Origin of the sequence: Pseudoalteromonas sp. OF5H-5 (genome assembly GCF_021530695.1) — a bacterium.
GTDB lineage: Bacteria > Pseudomonadota > Gammaproteobacteria > Enterobacterales > Alteromonadaceae > Pseudoalteromonas.
Window position 1 is genome coordinate 37,388 of sequence record NZ_JAKGBF010000013.1, and the last position, 15,247, is coordinate 52,634.

Here is a 15,247-nt window from a genome sequence, read left to right on the forward strand (position 1 = left end):
TAATATCTCTTGTTAATTATTGATTACGCCAATATCGAGTGGCAACGTCATTCGATAGCTATTGTCTGATGCGTTAAATGGCTGTGTTCCATGCCAAAAATAAGAGGGGAAGATCACGATTTGTCCTCGTTTAGGTTTTACAGTTTTAAATGGTGGAAAATCGTAAGGAGGTGCTAGGGGAGGTCTACCAAATTCAATTACCCCATTGTTGCTATCGTCGTTTGGCGTGTTGATATATAAAACCACACTTATCCAGCCAGCGGGGTGGATATGACTCACGTGGAAGCCTTGCTCTGTTAATTTGACAGACCACGAACCAGTAATTAATTTATCCTTATTTAAATGAGCCAAAAATGGGTGCTCAGGCACTAACTCTAAGTTATTGAGACATTTTTCAATATCTTGCAGTAATTGAGCTCGAGCTTTGGTGATGACTTCGATATCTCTATTAAGCAAGCCACCAGAAATTTGTGAACCATTTACTAAAGTTTGCTCACTTGGTGCTTGCTTACCTTGATGAAGCGTTAGTAAACAAGACTCTAATTCTTTAAGAAAGTCTTCACCATTTTGATAGCCGTTCGGAGTGTCTAAGGTTGTAGTAAGGACAAAGTTTGGGTTGCATAAAGCACGATGCTTTTCTTTGTCCGTGGCTTGATACACTACGCTTAGCCAAGCTAATGCAAGTTGTGAGTTAGGCTGTGCTTGCAACACGTACTCGAGTAGGGATTGTGCGGTACTAAACTCCCCAAGTTGGATTGCAAATTTTGCTTGCTCACAGATCCTGTCATAATTAACGGTTAGCTTATTGGCATCATCTAAATGTTTATAGGCAGTGTTTAGCTCATTGTTCGTGGCTGCCAAACGCCCTCTTAATGCTAGAAGCGTGGCTGATTTGTCTGCATAACCCGACTTCTGTATGCATTGCTCGCATAATGTGTACTGACTGGTGTTCCAGTAAAGTTCGGCTAGACACTCTGTAAGTTGCTGTTGATTATTGGCTGACTCTAGTGCTGTTATTAAACTGCTAGCAAAAAGCTGATGTTGCCCGCTCTGCCAATAAAGTTCGTTCAGTGCTTTATGGACGGTTGGGTTGTGTGGCGCTCGCTTCAGTGCCTGAGTGTAGGCTTGTTGTGCTGGTTCAAACTGACCATTTGCAAAAAAGCAGTCCCCAAGATTATAAAGCGGCTCGTAGTGTTCAGGGGCGCTTTGGTGAACAAACCTAAAGCATTGAATTGCTTGTTCAAATTTAGCTTGTAACTTATAGCAAAGGCCTAAATTGTGTATTGCTCGAAAAGCAACCTGAGAGTGTTGCGGTACTGATTGATAATAGCTGATCGCTTGTTTGAGGTTTCCCTTTGTTTTTTCAATGTCTCCGAGAATTTTGGTGAGTTGCCCAGAAGTATCGAGTGATTGTCCTTTCAAAGCCCACTGATAGGCCATGTCGAGGCGGTTTTGTTCGAGATAAAGAAGCGACAAGTTTTTAAGTAAATCTAGATTCTTTGGCTCAGTATTATACAGCGTAAGGTAATGAGACTCTGCTTGGTGCAAATCACCCGATAGCCAATAACATTTGGCTAAATGAGTTAAGATCTCGGTTTTAAGTGGCGCGAGCTTAGCGGCATCACTTAATGAGGTTATTGCACTCTGCCATTCGGCTAGTGACTTATAGCAAATTCCCAAAAGATAATGTAGGTCGGGGTGAGGCGAATCAGTAAACGGCTGAAGCTTCGTTAACGCTTGCTGATACTGTTTTTGTTGGAGCAATTTGAAAGCATCTTGAACTGCGATATTGATTTCGGATGTTTGCTTCATGTTATTTTTTCTTAAACGGTCAATTAGGCTGAGCTGCATACTCTTTATCTTAGTCAAATTTTATCTAGTTGCGAGCAAAGTGACGCTGCTTGAAGTTTTGTTAGGATTAATCAATCTTTCAGCGAGCTTGATTTAAAACTTAGTAACCTGCTGTGAATAAAAAAACTATTACACAAATAACTGAAAAGGGAGCCGAAGCTCCCTTGTTTTCTGTATTAGTGGATTAGAACGTGTACACAGCGCTTAAGAAGTAGCGAGGACCTATTACGTCATACAACTCTGGGAATGTATTTGCTTGCTGTTGAGCGTCACCTAGTGGTGTTGGCTCTGTGTCTAACACATTCTTGATACCAAATGTTGCTTGTAGGTGATCTGTGAAGTGGTAGCTCGCACTAAGGTCAAGATACCATTCTGCTTTAGAAATCGGGGCGATTTCGTTAGTGCCTGAGTCGTCATCAACTTCGCTCATATATCGAACTAGCGCCGCTACGCTCAAATCACCTGAAGTCCATGTAAAGCGGTTATTACTTTGGAACTCAGGGCGTGGCGTACCACAGGTGTTACCGAATTTACCTTCACAGTAATTAGTTTCTGTGAAGCCAACGCTTGGCGTTCTAAAGAACTCATCCAAGATTGTGTTCTTAGAGTTAATGTTCAGTGTTGAACCATTTTCACCGATACCAAAGCCAAGCTCTGTGGTCCAGTTGAAGTTAACGTCATAGCCTTTGGTTCCTAGTGACGCGATGTTCGCATTTAGCGCTGTAACAAGGTCTACGTTACCGTCAGGACGACGAGTAATTGCTTGGCAGAACTCTGAGTTAGGATCTTTAAGTTGGTTGTAACAAATATCTAGAATATTGTTCACGCCACCACCTAGTACATCGATTGCATCATCAATCGTGATATCAAAGTAATCGATTGTAATGTCAAAGTTTTCGGTCGGTGTAATAACAAGACCGAGAGTAACGGTTTCTGATGTTTCTTCTTTCAGGTCAGGATTACCACCGAAGCTACCTTCGATTTGCGCGTTTGCTTGCTCAAATACGCCAACTTGAGAAGCTGAAACGCCGTGAGCCTCACAAAGAGCTCTATCTGTTTTTCCTTCTACAAAACCGTCTACGCTACATGGATCAGTTGCGCTTGGGAAGCCATTTGCTGCGCCTTGGAATAGCTCCGCGATGTTAGGTGCACGAACAGATTCTTGGTAACCAGCTCGGAACGAAACGTATTCGTTTACTTTCCAGTTTAAAGTTGTTGCGAATGAAGATGCATTGCCGATGTTTGAATAGTCAGAAAGACGTCCCGCAAACCAAAGTGTAATGTCTTCAGCAAATGCTGCGTCTGTTACTAGTGGGATATCAATTTCTGTGAAAATCTCATCAACGCTGTAGCTACCTACAGTTGGTTCACCAGCGTTAAAGCCAAGTACATCACCGGATGCTAAGAATTCATCAGGACGGAAGCTTGAATCATCAAAACGGCTTTCGTAGCCAATTACAAAACCAATTGGCATATCAGCAGACGGTACAGTAAATGGTAGCTCACCAGCAAAATCGATGTGGAAAATTTCTTGCTTAATGTTTGTTACGTTAGATGCCCCGACGTTGATAAAATCAATCGCTGCTTGTGAAATATTGCCTTCACCGAAGATGTTCAATGGTGCACAGCCACCTGACGTGTCTTGACATGCACTACCATCGTCAGTTACTAAAATAGCTTGTCTGAAGCGCGTTTCAGAAACGTCGTTATTAAGTAGGTTAGAGCGGTCCAGCTCAGAGCGGCTGTAGTAAGCATTGTATGCCCAGTCACCGATAAAGCCATCTACACCAACTAATAAACGCATCGCATTACGTGTATCAATCGCTTGGCGTGGACCATTTTCAACCATACGACGACCGATTGTAGCGAATGTAAAGTTACCATCGGCGTCAAGTTGACTAACCATATTGCCAGTTGGTTCACCGTCATCATCGAGTTCTGGCACCAATGCTTTCATTGCGGCTTGAACGTCTGCACCGAAGTATGGACTGTCAGGGTTAACCACCAAGCCATTTACGAACGCTGGAGTCGGAGCTAGCTGCTGCGGAACTTCGTTGCGAATGAAAGATAGTTCACTATATAAGCGTGTGTCATCATTGATGTAATAGTGTGCAAAAGAGTTAAGTGTTAGACGCTCTTGTGGCAGTTGCAGGTAGTTATCAGGGGCATAGTTAAATGCATCGGCTGATGTATATGGTAGGCCTTCACCATTTGGACCAAAACGACCTAGAGTTGTACCGTTAGGAAGTGTAGGGCCTGCAAATATTCTTGTCCCAGGAATACCAGATGACCCACCAGGCACTAAACCTGTATCGCCTTCAGTGAGCGTTACATTAGTAAAGTCTCTGTCGCCTTGGAAGATTGATTCACGTTTGGCGTAACCGATATACACAGTAGCGTTGCCTTTACCATCGGCAAAGTTTCCACCCAAGGTGAGGTCTGTGTTGAACTTTTCCCCGTCGCCTTCTTCGGTGATGTCGTATAACGCAGAAATTTCAGCGCCTTCGAAGTCGTCTTTCAATCGAAAGTTTACAACACCTGCTAGTGCATCAGAGCCATATACCGCACCTGCACCACCGGTAATGATGTCTACACCTTCGATAAGAGAAGCTGGAATTGTGTTTAAGTCGACAACACCTGTTTGTGTTGCTGGTACCCAGCGGCGACCGTTAACAAGAACAAGGGTGCGCTCGTTACCAAGACCACGTAAGTCTACTCGAGCGGTACCATCACCAGGGTTATTTGAGCTTGGTCCGAAAGAAGGAACTGTTAGTGGTAACTCGGCAAGCTTCTGCTCGACGTTTAAGTTACCAGATATAGCAAATTCAGTACCGTCTAGTTCGATAACAGGTGTTTTTGCCGTTAACGCGACACGCTGAATACGAGAGCCCGTAATAGAAATTCTTTCGACTTCGTCATTAGCACCATCAGCAGCTTCTTCAGCTGATGCTTGAATGCTCAAACTTCCACCGATTAGGCACGCAGAAGTAATAAGCATACTTAACTTAGAACGCTTGAATTGTTTCATGATATCCCCTGATAGGTTTGTTTTGGATACCTTTGGCGAGCTTGCTAACTCATCACAAAGGCTTATTAGTATCACGAGGAGGCTATGTCGGAAGTCGGGAATATGCCAGTTGAGATACGTAAGGTGACGGAAAGTAGTGACGACAGGAGTTAAAAAAAAGATCAAATTTAATTTGCGAATTACACTGTGACAATCTATAACAATTATTTGTTAACTATTGTGAAATGAGATACAAAGTATTAGTATCTTTGTTAACCTGCTGATGTCTTTAAGGTGATGAATGAAAAAAGTGACAATCTTGATTCCCTGCTATTTGTCTGCGCTTGGCGTTGAAATGAGTACAAAGTTAAAGGAAGTCGCTGTTTGTTCCCAGTTTGTTTACTATCAAACATTTGTTGATATTTTAGAAACTATTGAGTCGGGTGAAATAGACTGTTTGTTAATAGATTCTTCGTTTGAAAGTGATCCCAAAAAGCAAGAATTGATCGCGAAAAAGTTCTCATCTGTTTCGACTATAAAGATCACTACAGATACCAAACTCAGTTCTTGTACAGTGATGTCTCTTGAAGGGCGAGATAAGACAGATACGCTTATTGAGAACATACTTCATACCGTATTCTCAAGTCCTCAGGAGCTAACCTCTGAGTACATGCCAAATCAACGACTAATAGTGAAAGACTCCGGGCATATTCATGTTATTAAAGTTGAAGAACTGGCTTGGGTTGGAGGTGCCGGTAATTATGTTGAGCTCCATTTGATAAATAGGCAGCGCTCAATACTTCATCGGGATACCATGTCTGCGATGGAAAAAAATTTAAAGATGTTTGGCTTCTCTAGGATCCACAAGTCTTCACTCGTTAATTTGAATGCAATTAGTGAACTTAAAACAAGAGATAATGGTGATTACGATGTTATTTTGGAAAATGGCGACTCACTTCATCTATCAAGGCGATATAAGCAGAATTTATCTTCTCTTTTACAGTCCAACATAAGCTGACACTTTAAGTCAGCTGATGCCCTTCGCAAAGTTTACAAATTCGTTAAAAATGGAGTCCTTAATCAATCTGTCTGGTGTGAAGGCGTAGTAATTTTGGTATGCACTTTCAATTGTGCCTATAAGGTTTACATCATAATGGCGCTTCAATTCTGATTGGATTGACAGCGGAGCTGGGAAGATACCGAATCCTTGTTGGCCTAATGCTTTCATTAAAGCACTATCGTCTACATGACCAGCCACTTTAATTTCTATATTTTGCTCTTGGAGCCAAAATTGAATCGAGTTAGTTACAGGGCTGTGCTTTGCTGGAAGAATGAGCGACTGATCTTGTAACGATTTTGGATAATTTGCACTGAGTTGCTCACTGTTTGAAGCTGAACCATATAAGCCAATTTGACTTTTTCCAATCTCGTGGCAAAAAACATTAAAAGGAAGGTGACTATCAAGTGGCTTATCTGCAAGCACGATATCGAGCTTATGCATGGCCATCTGAGCTAGCAATTCTGATTGTTGACCGTCAATACAATGTAAATTGGCAACTTGCTCATTTTCTATCAGTGGAGCAAGCCACTTTGAAACCAATGATTTTGGAATCGCATCAGAAATACCAACTTTTAATGTACGATGTATAGCTGTTGCGCCATCTTGTGTTGTCTCCAACCACTCTTTTGCAATCGAAAACATATCATCCGCATACTGTTTGGTTAAAATGCCGAAGTCAGTCAATCTGAGACCTCTTCCTTCTCTTATGAATAGAGGTTTCCCAAGGCGTGCTTCCAAACTAGATAGTTGCGCACTAATTGTTTGAGGTGTCAAATGAAGGACTTTGCTTGCACCAGCAATACTGCCTTCATTGCTTACTTGCCAAAAATAGTAAAGGTGATTGAAGTTTATATTCATATTGTTCGTAAAAATCTTACTTTAGGTTAGATATAATCAGCTTTTCTCTTTTGGTGAACATTAGTAGATTTGATCTCACGGCGCAAGTATAAGTTGAGAGAATGTAGCGAAAACGCTTTGATATTCGAGTCATTCTAAGTTTCCAATACAGTAATATTTGATGCGATTGTCTGAGGTAATGATGAAACTGAACCTTGTTGGTGTAAATGAACCTATAGCGGTGTCAAGTAAAGTGGTTTTCACTAAAGCGATAAATGCAGCGTTAAGTGGTTATACAAACAATATTCGAAAGATAAATGTACGAATTGAAAAACAGGTGGATAAGCAGGTTGGCAGGCTTACCTTATGCCAAGTTGAGCTTTTGTTACCTGGATTACCGACGTTAAAGGTTAAGACCAAAGGTAAAACCCTGCTGCAAGCGTTAAACCGTGCATTAAGCAATTGTAAGCAAATCTTAAAACAGAATTATTTTAAGCTCAGTTAGTTTTTGAGGCTGAGTGATTCCATTCCCAAGCACTTGCAGCGGCAAGGATGCCGCGCAATTTTTTACTAAAGATATTCGATAAATTACCGATATGTAGGTCAAAGGAATCATGTTGGCCAAACAACAATGAACGTTAACTTTTTAATTCACTCCCCAATTCAATCAGCTACGAGTCAGAATGAGCAGGAAGCCAAAGTTGAAGAGACGAACTCGCCCAGGCCTCTTAGGTTATCTGAAGAAGATATGTCTAAATTGTCTGGAGAAGAGGTAAAGGAAGAGCAAGAAGAAGCCGCACTGCCTCCGCATATCCAAAAAATGGTTGAAAAGCTCGAAGAGTTAAGAGAAAAAATTAAAGAGGAACAAAAATTACTTGATGAATTAAAGGCAAGTGACTCTTATTCTGATGAAATGAAAGCTGAGTTGGTGACACAAAAACTTGAATTTATACTGCGCATGCAGAGCCAAGTTGTTGAGTTGACGAAAAATATTCAAGAAGCGCTAAAAGAAGCCGGGATCAGCGATCCGGGGGTCTTGTTAAAAGCACTAGCTTAAAAGTCCGACCAATAGGATTTTCCCTTGCGCCATGTTTGGGCGTTGGCAGCATATATCTATCCTCATATTTGAAGCAGTTTTATACAGACGCTTCAATTTAGGAAAAGGTTTAGTGACTAGCTGTAGGGCTTTTACTCTTAGACTTCTTCTTGTTATTCCATCCAAAAACGCATAAGAAGTTGAGTTTAATGCTGAGTGGCAAGCGGTTAACATGTGCTCTGTGATCTGGTGTTGATGAATGGCTTCAAATCCTGCCTGATCTGTTAAATTTCCAGTGGAAGCGGCGAGCACACAAACTGAATACACATCAAATATCCCTATTGCGCGTACCTTCTGACTACTAGGATCCTCGTATGCAACCATGACGCAAGGCAGGTTATCAGGATCATACTCCATTTGATTAATCTGATAGAGCCTCAGTTCAGTGTCGATATGTTTATTCATAAGTTTTTCAAGTTGTCCAACTTGAGGCAAAGGAACGCCTTTGTGCAGAGTATGAATTTCCCTTGTTTTTGAGCTTTCCTCTGCGGCTTTGACCAAGGGCATGATTTTATTGTGGAGGTCATCATCTGCAAATGGTTTAGACAGCACAAATGCCGCTCCGTAATCAAGGGCTAGCTTTATTTGCTCGCGGTCGTCGACAGTGGTTACCATTGCCATGGTCACACCCAGTTGTTTCTGTTTGATAGCTTTAACTAATGCGAGTCCCGAAATATCAGGCATATGCCAGTCAGTTAATACAATATCAGGATGCCAAGAGCCGATGATTTTCAGGGCTTCTTTTGCACTTTGTGCTTTCTTTATCAACAACTTGCGATATCTAAAACGTACTAAACCGCGACGAATAATCTCAAGTGTTGCCGCACTGTCATCCACGAGCAATATCTTCACAAATTACCACTTTATTGAAAAATATAGATTTATTATAGGCACGATTTTTAACCAATACTAAAATGAAAGTAAGAAAATAATGAGTGTGCAATATGTTTCTAGGTAAACTACCAATTGATGTATTTATCTATATGGCGGTGAATATCGGGCTGCTGATATTGGCTTTTTGGTTCTATATTTTGCTGTTAATCCTCCGAGAGTTTAGGCTCTTTGCAAAGGCTGCTGGCGGAGCTGGGACATCCAACCCAGAGCAACAGTATCTACTCCAACATTGTCGCGAAGCGATAGATAAGTCGATGAAGTTTGTTGAAGATAATCAACATACCATTCAAGAGTTGGCTAATTTACAAGTCCATTTAGAGCAGCAATTAGCAGAGGTTAAACGCTCTACACAGGATCATATCTCGACCGAAGAACAAACTCGCATGGACGATTTAAACAGTAAGCTACTTAAATCGCATCGATTAATAAAGAAACTTAGGGGGGATCTGTCGAAGAGTTTAGAGCGACTGAAGCAAACAAGAAGAAAACTTTATGACCAATATGAATCTACAGAGGAATTACAAAAAGAAAATGACACATTAAAGCAGCAGTTGGAAGCTTCTAAAGCGATGGGAGGTACGTCCGAGCAAGAATTGGAGCAATTGGTCGCTACCTTTGAGAAGGAGCGTCAAGATATGTCTCTAACAATTAATGAATACAAACGACAAATAGCCGAACAAAATCAGGCTTTGCAACAGCTAATGGTGCAAGAGCAAGAAGTAGAAGATGGGCCAAAGCTTCAGGCTATCCAAAAAGAGTTGGAACAAACGCGAGAAGCATTAGAGCACTTGTCTAAAGAAAAAAAGTTTATCGAGAGTCGGTACTTAGAGGTTGTCAAAAATCAAACCAAATAGTTAACAAAATGTTTTATTTCTCGTGACATTAGTCTTGGCTTTGTGTAAGGTTTAGGCACTCAGGTTACCAGATTTGTTTTAAGCTTTTGAGGTCTACTTCGCTAGATAATTCATGCTTTGGTATTAAATTGTTGGCTTCTAATAATTAAACGAAGAGATGTGATTGTGGTGGAATAGTTAGTAATAATGCTCCAAAAATACGATAGTACTCAATAGCTAAGGCAGTGGTAAAAGGATTATTTCATGGCCTATATTCCAGATACGAGCGCTCAAGACTCGGTGGTTGAAAGACCAAAGAAAAATAGATTATTCATAATAGTAATTGGTATTTTTATATTAATTGCTGTTTTTTTTATGACCCCCATTTTTACACAGTGGGCAAGCGGTCAAACAGCTGTTTCTAGCGATAAAGTTCACATAGCATCAGTGAAGCGAGGTGACTTCATCCGCGATATTTCTGTTCAAGGTAAAGTCGTGGCAGCGCGGCGCCCCACTATATATAGCCCTGCTCAGGGAACGGTTACCTACTTGGTAGAGTCTGGTGACAGTGTGGTGGAAGGACAAGTCCTCGCCGTTCTAGATAGTCCTGAGTTGAAAAGCGAATTTGCACAACATCAAGCACAGTTAAACAAGTTAGAAACGGAACTTCAAAGGCAAATTATTCAAGCCAAAAAGCAAGACTTAGCACAAGAGAATTATTTAGGTAAAGCGACTGTTGTGTTAAATGCAGCAAAGCGGGAGATGCGCCGTTCTGAGAACGGTTTGAAAACGCAAGTTGTAAGTGACATTGACTATCAAAAAGCCAAAGATGATCTCGAAAACGCAGAGCGTGAATATCGCCTAGCAATTAAAGAAGTGGAGTTACAAAAAGAAAGCCAAAAATTTGAGATCCGTACCAAAGAGTTAGAGTTTGAGGCGCAAAAAGTAAAAGTGGTGGAGCTTCAGAGGCAAGTCGCTGCTTTAAAAGTACTTTCGCCGGTAGGTGGATTAGTTGGTAACTTGACGGTAGAGCAAAAAAATACAGTCGCCAAAAATCAGCCATTACTTAGTGTGGTGGATCTCTCAAAGTATGAGATAGAGGTGCAAATCCCAGAAAGCTATTCAGACGACCTTGCGCTGGGAATGTTGGCTGAGATAAGTCTTAATGGAGAAGTGTATAGCGGAGAAATAGTTGCTATCTCTCCAGAAATTGAAAATGGTCGAGTTGAAGGGAAAATTCGATTTAAAGACGACACCATTCAGGGGTTAAGGCAGAACCAAAGGTTAACGAGTCGAATTGTGATTGAACAAAAGCAAAATATTGCCTATCTACCACACGGGCAATACATAGAAGCCTATAACGGACAGTTTGCTTACGTAGTAAAAGAGGGTTCTGCAATAAAAACACCAATACAAATCGGATTAAGAAGTATTGGGCAAGTAGAAGTACTTTCGGGGCTTAATGTTGGCGATCAGGTGATTACCTCTGACGCGCGAATCTTTAAAGACGCTCCCAGTGTGAAAATAATTCAATAAGGAGCTGTAATATGCTATCCATGCGTCACTTATCCAAAGCTTACTATACCGATACAATAAAAACTCAAGCCTTGCAGCCATTTGACTTACGTATAGAGCAGGGGGAGTTTGTTTCAGTAGTCGGCCCATCGGGTTCAGGAAAAACGACTTTTTTAAACATTACAGGTCTGTTAGAGGATTTTTGTGACGGGAGTTATGAGCTAGATGGCATCAATGTTGAAAAGTTAAGTGACAAAGCTAAATCTAAACTACGTAATGAAAAGATCGGTTTTATTTTCCAGAGCTTTAACTTACTTCCGGACCTCAATCTTTACGACAATGTTGATATGCCTCTTCGCTATCGTAAATTATCTTCAAAAGAACGTCATGAAAGGATCATGGATGCGTTGAATAAGGTGGGCCTTGCCTCACGTAAGGAGCATTACCCATCGCAACTATCAGGAGGTCAACAGCAAAGGGTCGCGATTGCTCGTGCAATAGCTGGTAAACCTTCATTTTTACTTGCTGACGAACCAACGGGTAATTTAGATAGCAAAATGGCAGATAGTATTATGGAATTGCTCATGGATATTAATACACAAGGAACGAGTGTAGTGATGGTAACGCACGATACGCATCAAGCAGCCAAAGCACAGCGCATTATTGAGATCCGTGATGGCGTGATAATTGAGCGTAAACACTGTAACAAAGCGATTGCTTAGGGATAAGTTATGTTTGGCTACTATCTTAAATTGGCACTTATTTCATTGCGAAAAACGCCGTTTTTATCATTTTTAATGGTGGTCACAATTGCCGTTGGAATAGGTGCTGCAATGACGACTTATACGGTTAGTTATTTATTGGCAAAAGACCCTATTCCTTCTAAAAGCGACAAACTGTTTAATGTTCGCCTAAATAGTTATGGACCTGATAAACCTTTCAATATTTCTCAAGGAAAGGAAGTCCCACCTTTTATTCTTAGCTACCAAGATGCGATAAATTTGCAAAATGCTAAACGTGGTGTGAGGCAAACACCTCTTGCTAGTTTCAAGATGATGTCTCGAGCGACCGAGCAGCCTATTACTGATGCAAAGATGACGTTAATAAGAAGTGCTTATCGTGACATGTTCGGTATGTTTGAGGTGCCATTTAAATTTGGAGGTGCATGGGATGAGACTGCTGACAAAGACGGTCTGCAAGTTGCTGTAATAAGCAATGAATTAAATAACAAGTTATTTAATGGAGAAAACTCAATAGGTAAGTCGTTGCTGATAGGTGATTTGCAATACCGCGTCGTTGGAGTGACTGACGATTGGTATCCAGTTCCCAAATTTTTTGACAACAGGACCCGTGCCTTTAATAAACCAAGGGACATTATTATTCCATTTCAGGCACAGATAAATAATCAACATTGGACTAGCTCTGATGTTTCTTACCAGTGTTGGAAAGAACCCGCTGATGACTCTTTTTCGGCTATTTTGGCATCTGAATGTGTTTGGGTCTCATATTGGGTAGAGTTAAGCTCAGCCGCAGCGAGAAATCAATATATGGACTTTTTGGTTAACTATTCGATGGAACAAAGAGAATATGGCCGGTTTTTACGAGAACCTCTACATCAACTATTCAATGTTAAAGAGCAGCTTATTGAAAGAAAAATCATTAAGGATGATGGCAATGTGGCGGTTTGGTTGGCATTTGCATTTCTGATTGTTTGTTTACTGAACTGTATGGCTATGATGGTTGCCAAGTTCCATGCTAGGTCTGGCGAAGTTGGGCTTCGCAGGGCAGTTGGTGCTTCCAAGCAACATATTATCGCTCAATTTACTGTTGAAACCTTCATTATTGGCTTAGTGGGAGGGGTGTTAGGCTTGATATTGGCTCAGATTGGGTTGAGTATAACTGCGCAGTTGTATAGTCACTTATATGCTGAAATGTTGGAAATGACACTAAGTATTGTTGTTATGACGATTGTACTTGCGGTAATAAGTGCGGTTACTTTTGGCCTGCTACCGACGCTACGTGCGGCAAAAGTTCAGCCATCAAGTCAGCTGAAATGCCTGTAGGAGTCTTCCAATGAGAGATTTATTGCCAATTTTAAAAACTTTAAGCAAAAATAAAGCATCGCCATTGTTGCTCGTCCTGCAGATTGCGCTGACATTTACCATTCTAGTAAACACCATATATATGATGGTAATTAAAGAGCAAGAACTGACAAAGCCTACTGGGCTTACGGAGCAGCAGTTGTTTAGTTTTAGCACTAATCTTGAAGGTACTGATGAAGAAAAAAATGCGGCGCTTGATACTGATCTTGCAGACATTCGTGCGTTAGCCAGTGTTGAGAGTGCAAGTACGATTACTAGTATGCCGCTTACTAATTGGGGTCGCTCACTAGATGTTGGTTTCACCCCTGAGGAAGATGAAAGGATAACTCACGCAGGCTACTATGGTTCGGATGACACCATCGTTGATACACTCGGATTGCGTGTCGTAGCAGGAAGAAATTTTAAATATAATGACGTGATACACAAATACTTTGATGGTCACTCTGAGTCCGCAAGTGTTTTAGTCTCGCAAGCTTTAGCGCATAAAATTCGCCCGAATGATTGGCGTAGCGTGGTTGGAGAAACTATTTATGTTGAATCTGTACCGCAAAAGGTTGTGGGTATCGTTGAAACTATGAAGTCTCCTTGGCGGTTCTGGTATGCGTACGATATGACTGTGATTGGATCTATTAGAGAGCATTATGAAGAAACAATTATTGTTGTTAGAGCGAAACCAGACCAGCGAGAAACAGCAATGGCTGAAGTTCAAGCATTATTACTTAAAAAGCCTGGTCGCCAGGTTGATGCGTTTAAGTCCTTTGAACAAATAAAGACAGAGAACTTGCAGGCCGATTATGCAGTGAGCCAAACATTAAAGGCGGTAATTGCCGCGTTGGCATGCGTTACTATATTAGGAATATTTGGTCAGGCAAGATACACCGTTCATAAACGTCGCAAGCAAATCGGTACTCGACGCGCGCTCGGGGCGACTCAGGCCGATATTCTACGCTACTTTATGATTGAAAATGCGGTGGTGTCTTTATTTGGTATTACTCTGGGTATAATCATCGCAATCACTGCGAATATTTACTTGGTTAATTACTTTGGGCTCACCAGTGTACCCGGTGATTATTTGATTGTTGGTGCGATTATTATGCTCGTTGCTGGTCAGTTAGCTGTTACTTACCCCGCAATGGTTGCTGCAAAAGTACCACCTGCTATTGCAACTCGTACAGCATAATCAGTTTTCAGTGCTCGTTGCTGCTATTTCAAGCCTTCAGTTACTTTGCTAAAATGGTAAACGGAGGCTTGAAAAGACTATGCTTAAAATCTCAAATAACGTCACGCTTGCAGAGTGGGAAATCGATATTTCCGCTATTCGCGCACAAGGTGCGGGTGGACAAAACGTCAATAAAGTCTCCAGTGCCATTCATCTTAGGTTTGACATCAACCGCTCAACATTGCCTGATTTTTACAAATCGCGGCTACTTGCACTTAAAGACTCAAGAATTACCAAAGAAGGTGTCATTGTGCTTAAAGCACAGAGCTTTCGCACCCAAGAGCAAAACAAAGAAGATGCCCTGGAGCGGCTAAAAACACTGATCCTCGCGGCCACCAAAGTTGAAAAAACACGCAGAGCTACCAAGCCAACAAAAAGCTCGCAAAAGAAACGCCTGAATCAAAAGACCAAACGGGGCCAAACCAAATCATTGAGGGGGTCGGTCAATTGGTAAGGGTTTAATTGAACTTAGCCTAGTTGTTGAGGATGGTTTCGTTTTTCTTGTATCTAATAAAAGCAAGGTTTGCCATCAAAATTAAAAACCCAATACTTAAATAACCCAAAAACAATATGAAAGTAAATGAGGTGATTTTTAAATCAACACTGGATGCTATTAGTAGAAGTATATTGGAAAGAATACTCGACACAAAGATGGTTACAGCTACTGTATTAGCATGTTTTAATCGCTCAGAAGAGGCTGACAGTGATATTAGCGCTACTATAAACCAATGATAATTTGAAAAGGCTTCCTCTTTCACAACAATGGTGTAAATCATTGTTACGATGAAACCAAGCATCGGTAACAAAGCTACAGAATTTAAAAATTTACTCAT

At 41.1% G+C, this 15,247-nt stretch carries 14 protein-coding genes; 9 read left to right on the top strand and 5 right to left on the bottom strand.

Translation table 11 applies throughout. From position 1 onward, the window contains the following. Positions 1 to 12 precede the first annotated feature (12 nt). Together L1271_RS17790 and L1271_RS17795 are read right to left on the bottom strand one after the other, a co-directional pair. Positions 13 to 1,812 carry a tetratricopeptide repeat protein gene (locus L1271_RS17790; RefSeq protein ID WP_235368426.1) on the bottom strand — a complete coding sequence of 600 codons (1,800 nt, stop codon included), beginning with the start codon at positions 1,810 to 1,812 and terminating at the stop codon, positions 13 to 15. Between the two features lie 223 nt (positions 1,813 to 2,035). Next, positions 2,036 to 4,879, bottom strand: a complete 2,844-nt coding sequence (locus tag L1271_RS17795; protein WP_010603948.1) for a TonB-dependent receptor domain-containing protein — start codon at positions 4,877 to 4,879, stop codon at positions 2,036 to 2,038. A 280-nt stretch (positions 4,880 to 5,159) separates the two neighbouring features. Between L1271_RS17795 and L1271_RS17800 the strand changes: the two genes are divergently transcribed. Further along, entirely contained in the window at positions 5,160 to 5,876 is a 717-nt protein-coding gene (locus L1271_RS17800) for a LytR/AlgR family response regulator transcription factor (RefSeq protein WP_010603947.1), read from the top strand. 9 nt (positions 5,877 to 5,885) lie between these two features. Here the strand turns inward: L1271_RS17800 and nhaR are convergent, their stop codons facing one another. Next, on the bottom strand, positions 5,886 to 6,776 hold the full coding sequence (gene nhaR / locus L1271_RS17805) for a transcriptional activator NhaR (RefSeq protein ID WP_010603946.1): 891 nt from the start codon (positions 6,774 to 6,776) through the stop codon (positions 5,886 to 5,888). A gap of 178 nt (positions 6,777 to 6,954) precedes the next feature. Here nhaR and L1271_RS17810 point away from each other — a divergent pair, with 178 nt between their 5' ends. Both L1271_RS17810 and L1271_RS17815 read left to right on the top strand, forming a co-directional pair. Then, entirely contained in the window at positions 6,955 to 7,260 is a 306-nt protein-coding gene (locus L1271_RS17810) for a hypothetical protein (protein WP_227388010.1), read from the top strand. A 126-nt stretch (positions 7,261 to 7,386) separates the two neighbouring features. After that, a complete protein-coding gene (locus L1271_RS17815; RefSeq protein ID WP_010603944.1) occupies positions 7,387 to 7,812 on the top strand; it encodes a hypothetical protein in 426 nt (141 codons plus the stop codon). On the opposite strand, the gene L1271_RS17820 is transcribed toward L1271_RS17815, so the two are convergent. Further along, positions 7,804 to 8,703: a response regulator gene (locus tag L1271_RS17820; protein WP_010603943.1), complete on the bottom strand. Its 900-nt coding sequence runs from the start codon at positions 8,701 to 8,703 to the stop codon at positions 7,804 to 7,806. The genes L1271_RS17815 and L1271_RS17820 overlap by 9 nt on opposite strands. Positions 8,704 to 8,795: 92 nt before the next feature. On the opposite strand from L1271_RS17820, the gene L1271_RS17825 reads away from it, so the two are divergent. The 6 genes from L1271_RS17825 (at position 8,796) to arfB (ending at position 14,868) form a co-directional block, all read left to right on the top strand. Then, positions 8,796 to 9,599, top strand: a complete 804-nt coding sequence (locus tag L1271_RS17825; protein ID WP_010603942.1) for a hypothetical protein — start codon at positions 8,796 to 8,798, stop codon at positions 9,597 to 9,599. 243 nt (positions 9,600 to 9,842) lie between these two features. Then, positions 9,843 to 11,114 carry an efflux RND transporter periplasmic adaptor subunit gene (locus L1271_RS17830; RefSeq protein ID WP_010603941.1) on the top strand — a complete coding sequence of 424 codons (1,272 nt, stop codon included), beginning with the start codon at positions 9,843 to 9,845 and terminating at the stop codon, positions 11,112 to 11,114. 11 nt (positions 11,115 to 11,125) lie between these two features. After that, positions 11,126 to 11,815: an ABC transporter ATP-binding protein gene (locus tag L1271_RS17835; RefSeq protein WP_010603940.1), complete on the top strand. Its 690-nt coding sequence runs from the start codon at positions 11,126 to 11,128 to the stop codon at positions 11,813 to 11,815. A gap of 9 nt (positions 11,816 to 11,824) precedes the next feature. Beyond that, complete coding sequence (locus tag L1271_RS17840; RefSeq protein WP_010603939.1) at positions 11,825 to 13,156, top strand: ABC transporter permease; 1,332 nt, start codon at positions 11,825 to 11,827, stop codon at positions 13,154 to 13,156. Positions 13,157 to 13,166: 10 nt separating this feature from the next. Continuing rightward, positions 13,167 to 14,375 (top strand): ABC transporter permease, encoded by a 1,209-nt coding sequence (locus tag L1271_RS17845; RefSeq protein ID WP_102058238.1) that lies wholly within the window; start codon positions 13,167 to 13,169, stop codon positions 14,373 to 14,375. 79 nt (positions 14,376 to 14,454) lie between these two features. Next, the gene (gene arfB, locus L1271_RS17850; protein ID WP_102058239.1) at positions 14,455 to 14,868 is read left to right on the top strand and encodes an alternative ribosome rescue aminoacyl-tRNA hydrolase ArfB; all 414 of its coding nucleotides are present in this window, start codon (positions 14,455 to 14,457) and stop codon (positions 14,866 to 14,868) included. 19 nt (positions 14,869 to 14,887) lie between these two features. Here the strand turns inward: arfB and L1271_RS17855 are convergent, their stop codons facing one another. Beyond that, the gene (locus L1271_RS17855; protein WP_174169676.1) at positions 14,888 to 15,247 is read right to left on the bottom strand and encodes a hypothetical protein; all 360 of its coding nucleotides are present in this window, start codon (positions 15,245 to 15,247) and stop codon (positions 14,888 to 14,890) included.

What these genes read in the sequence shown, in the direction of transcription:
- L1271_RS17830 (WP_010603941.1), top strand. Translation starts at nt 9,843, where the DNA reads ATGGCCTATATTCCAGATACGAGCGCTCAAGACTCGGTGGTTGAAAGA.
- L1271_RS17815 (WP_010603944.1), top strand. Translation starts at nt 7,387, where the DNA reads ATGAACGTTAACTTTTTAATTCACTCCCCAATTCAATCAGCTACGAGT.
- L1271_RS17795 (WP_010603948.1), bottom strand. Translation starts at nt 4,879, where the DNA reads ATGAAACAATTCAAGCGTTCTAAGTTAAGTATGCTTATTACTTCTGCG.
- L1271_RS17845 (WP_102058238.1), top strand. Translation starts at nt 13,167, where the DNA reads ATGAGAGATTTATTGCCAATTTTAAAAACTTTAAGCAAAAATAAAGCA.
- arfB (WP_102058239.1), top strand. Translation starts at nt 14,455, where the DNA reads ATGCTTAAAATCTCAAATAACGTCACGCTTGCAGAGTGGGAAATCGAT.
- L1271_RS17800 (WP_010603947.1), top strand. Translation starts at nt 5,160, where the DNA reads ATGAAAAAAGTGACAATCTTGATTCCCTGCTATTTGTCTGCGCTTGGC.
- L1271_RS17840 (WP_010603939.1), top strand. Translation starts at nt 11,825, where the DNA reads ATGTTTGGCTACTATCTTAAATTGGCACTTATTTCATTGCGAAAAACG.
- L1271_RS17825 (WP_010603942.1), top strand. Translation starts at nt 8,796, where the DNA reads ATGTTTCTAGGTAAACTACCAATTGATGTATTTATCTATATGGCGGTG.
- L1271_RS17790 (WP_235368426.1), bottom strand. Translation starts at nt 1,812, where the DNA reads ATGAAGCAAACATCCGAAATCAATATCGCAGTTCAAGATGCTTTCAAA.
- L1271_RS17835 (WP_010603940.1), top strand. Translation starts at nt 11,126, where the DNA reads ATGCTATCCATGCGTCACTTATCCAAAGCTTACTATACCGATACAATA.
- L1271_RS17855 (WP_174169676.1), bottom strand. Translation starts at nt 15,247, where the DNA reads ATGAGTAAATTTTTAAATTCTGTAGCTTTGTTACCGATGCTTGGTTTC.
- nhaR (WP_010603946.1), bottom strand. Translation starts at nt 6,776, where the DNA reads ATGAATATAAACTTCAATCACCTTTACTATTTTTGGCAAGTAAGCAAT.
- L1271_RS17810 (WP_227388010.1), top strand. Translation starts at nt 6,955, where the DNA reads ATGATGAAACTGAACCTTGTTGGTGTAAATGAACCTATAGCGGTGTCA.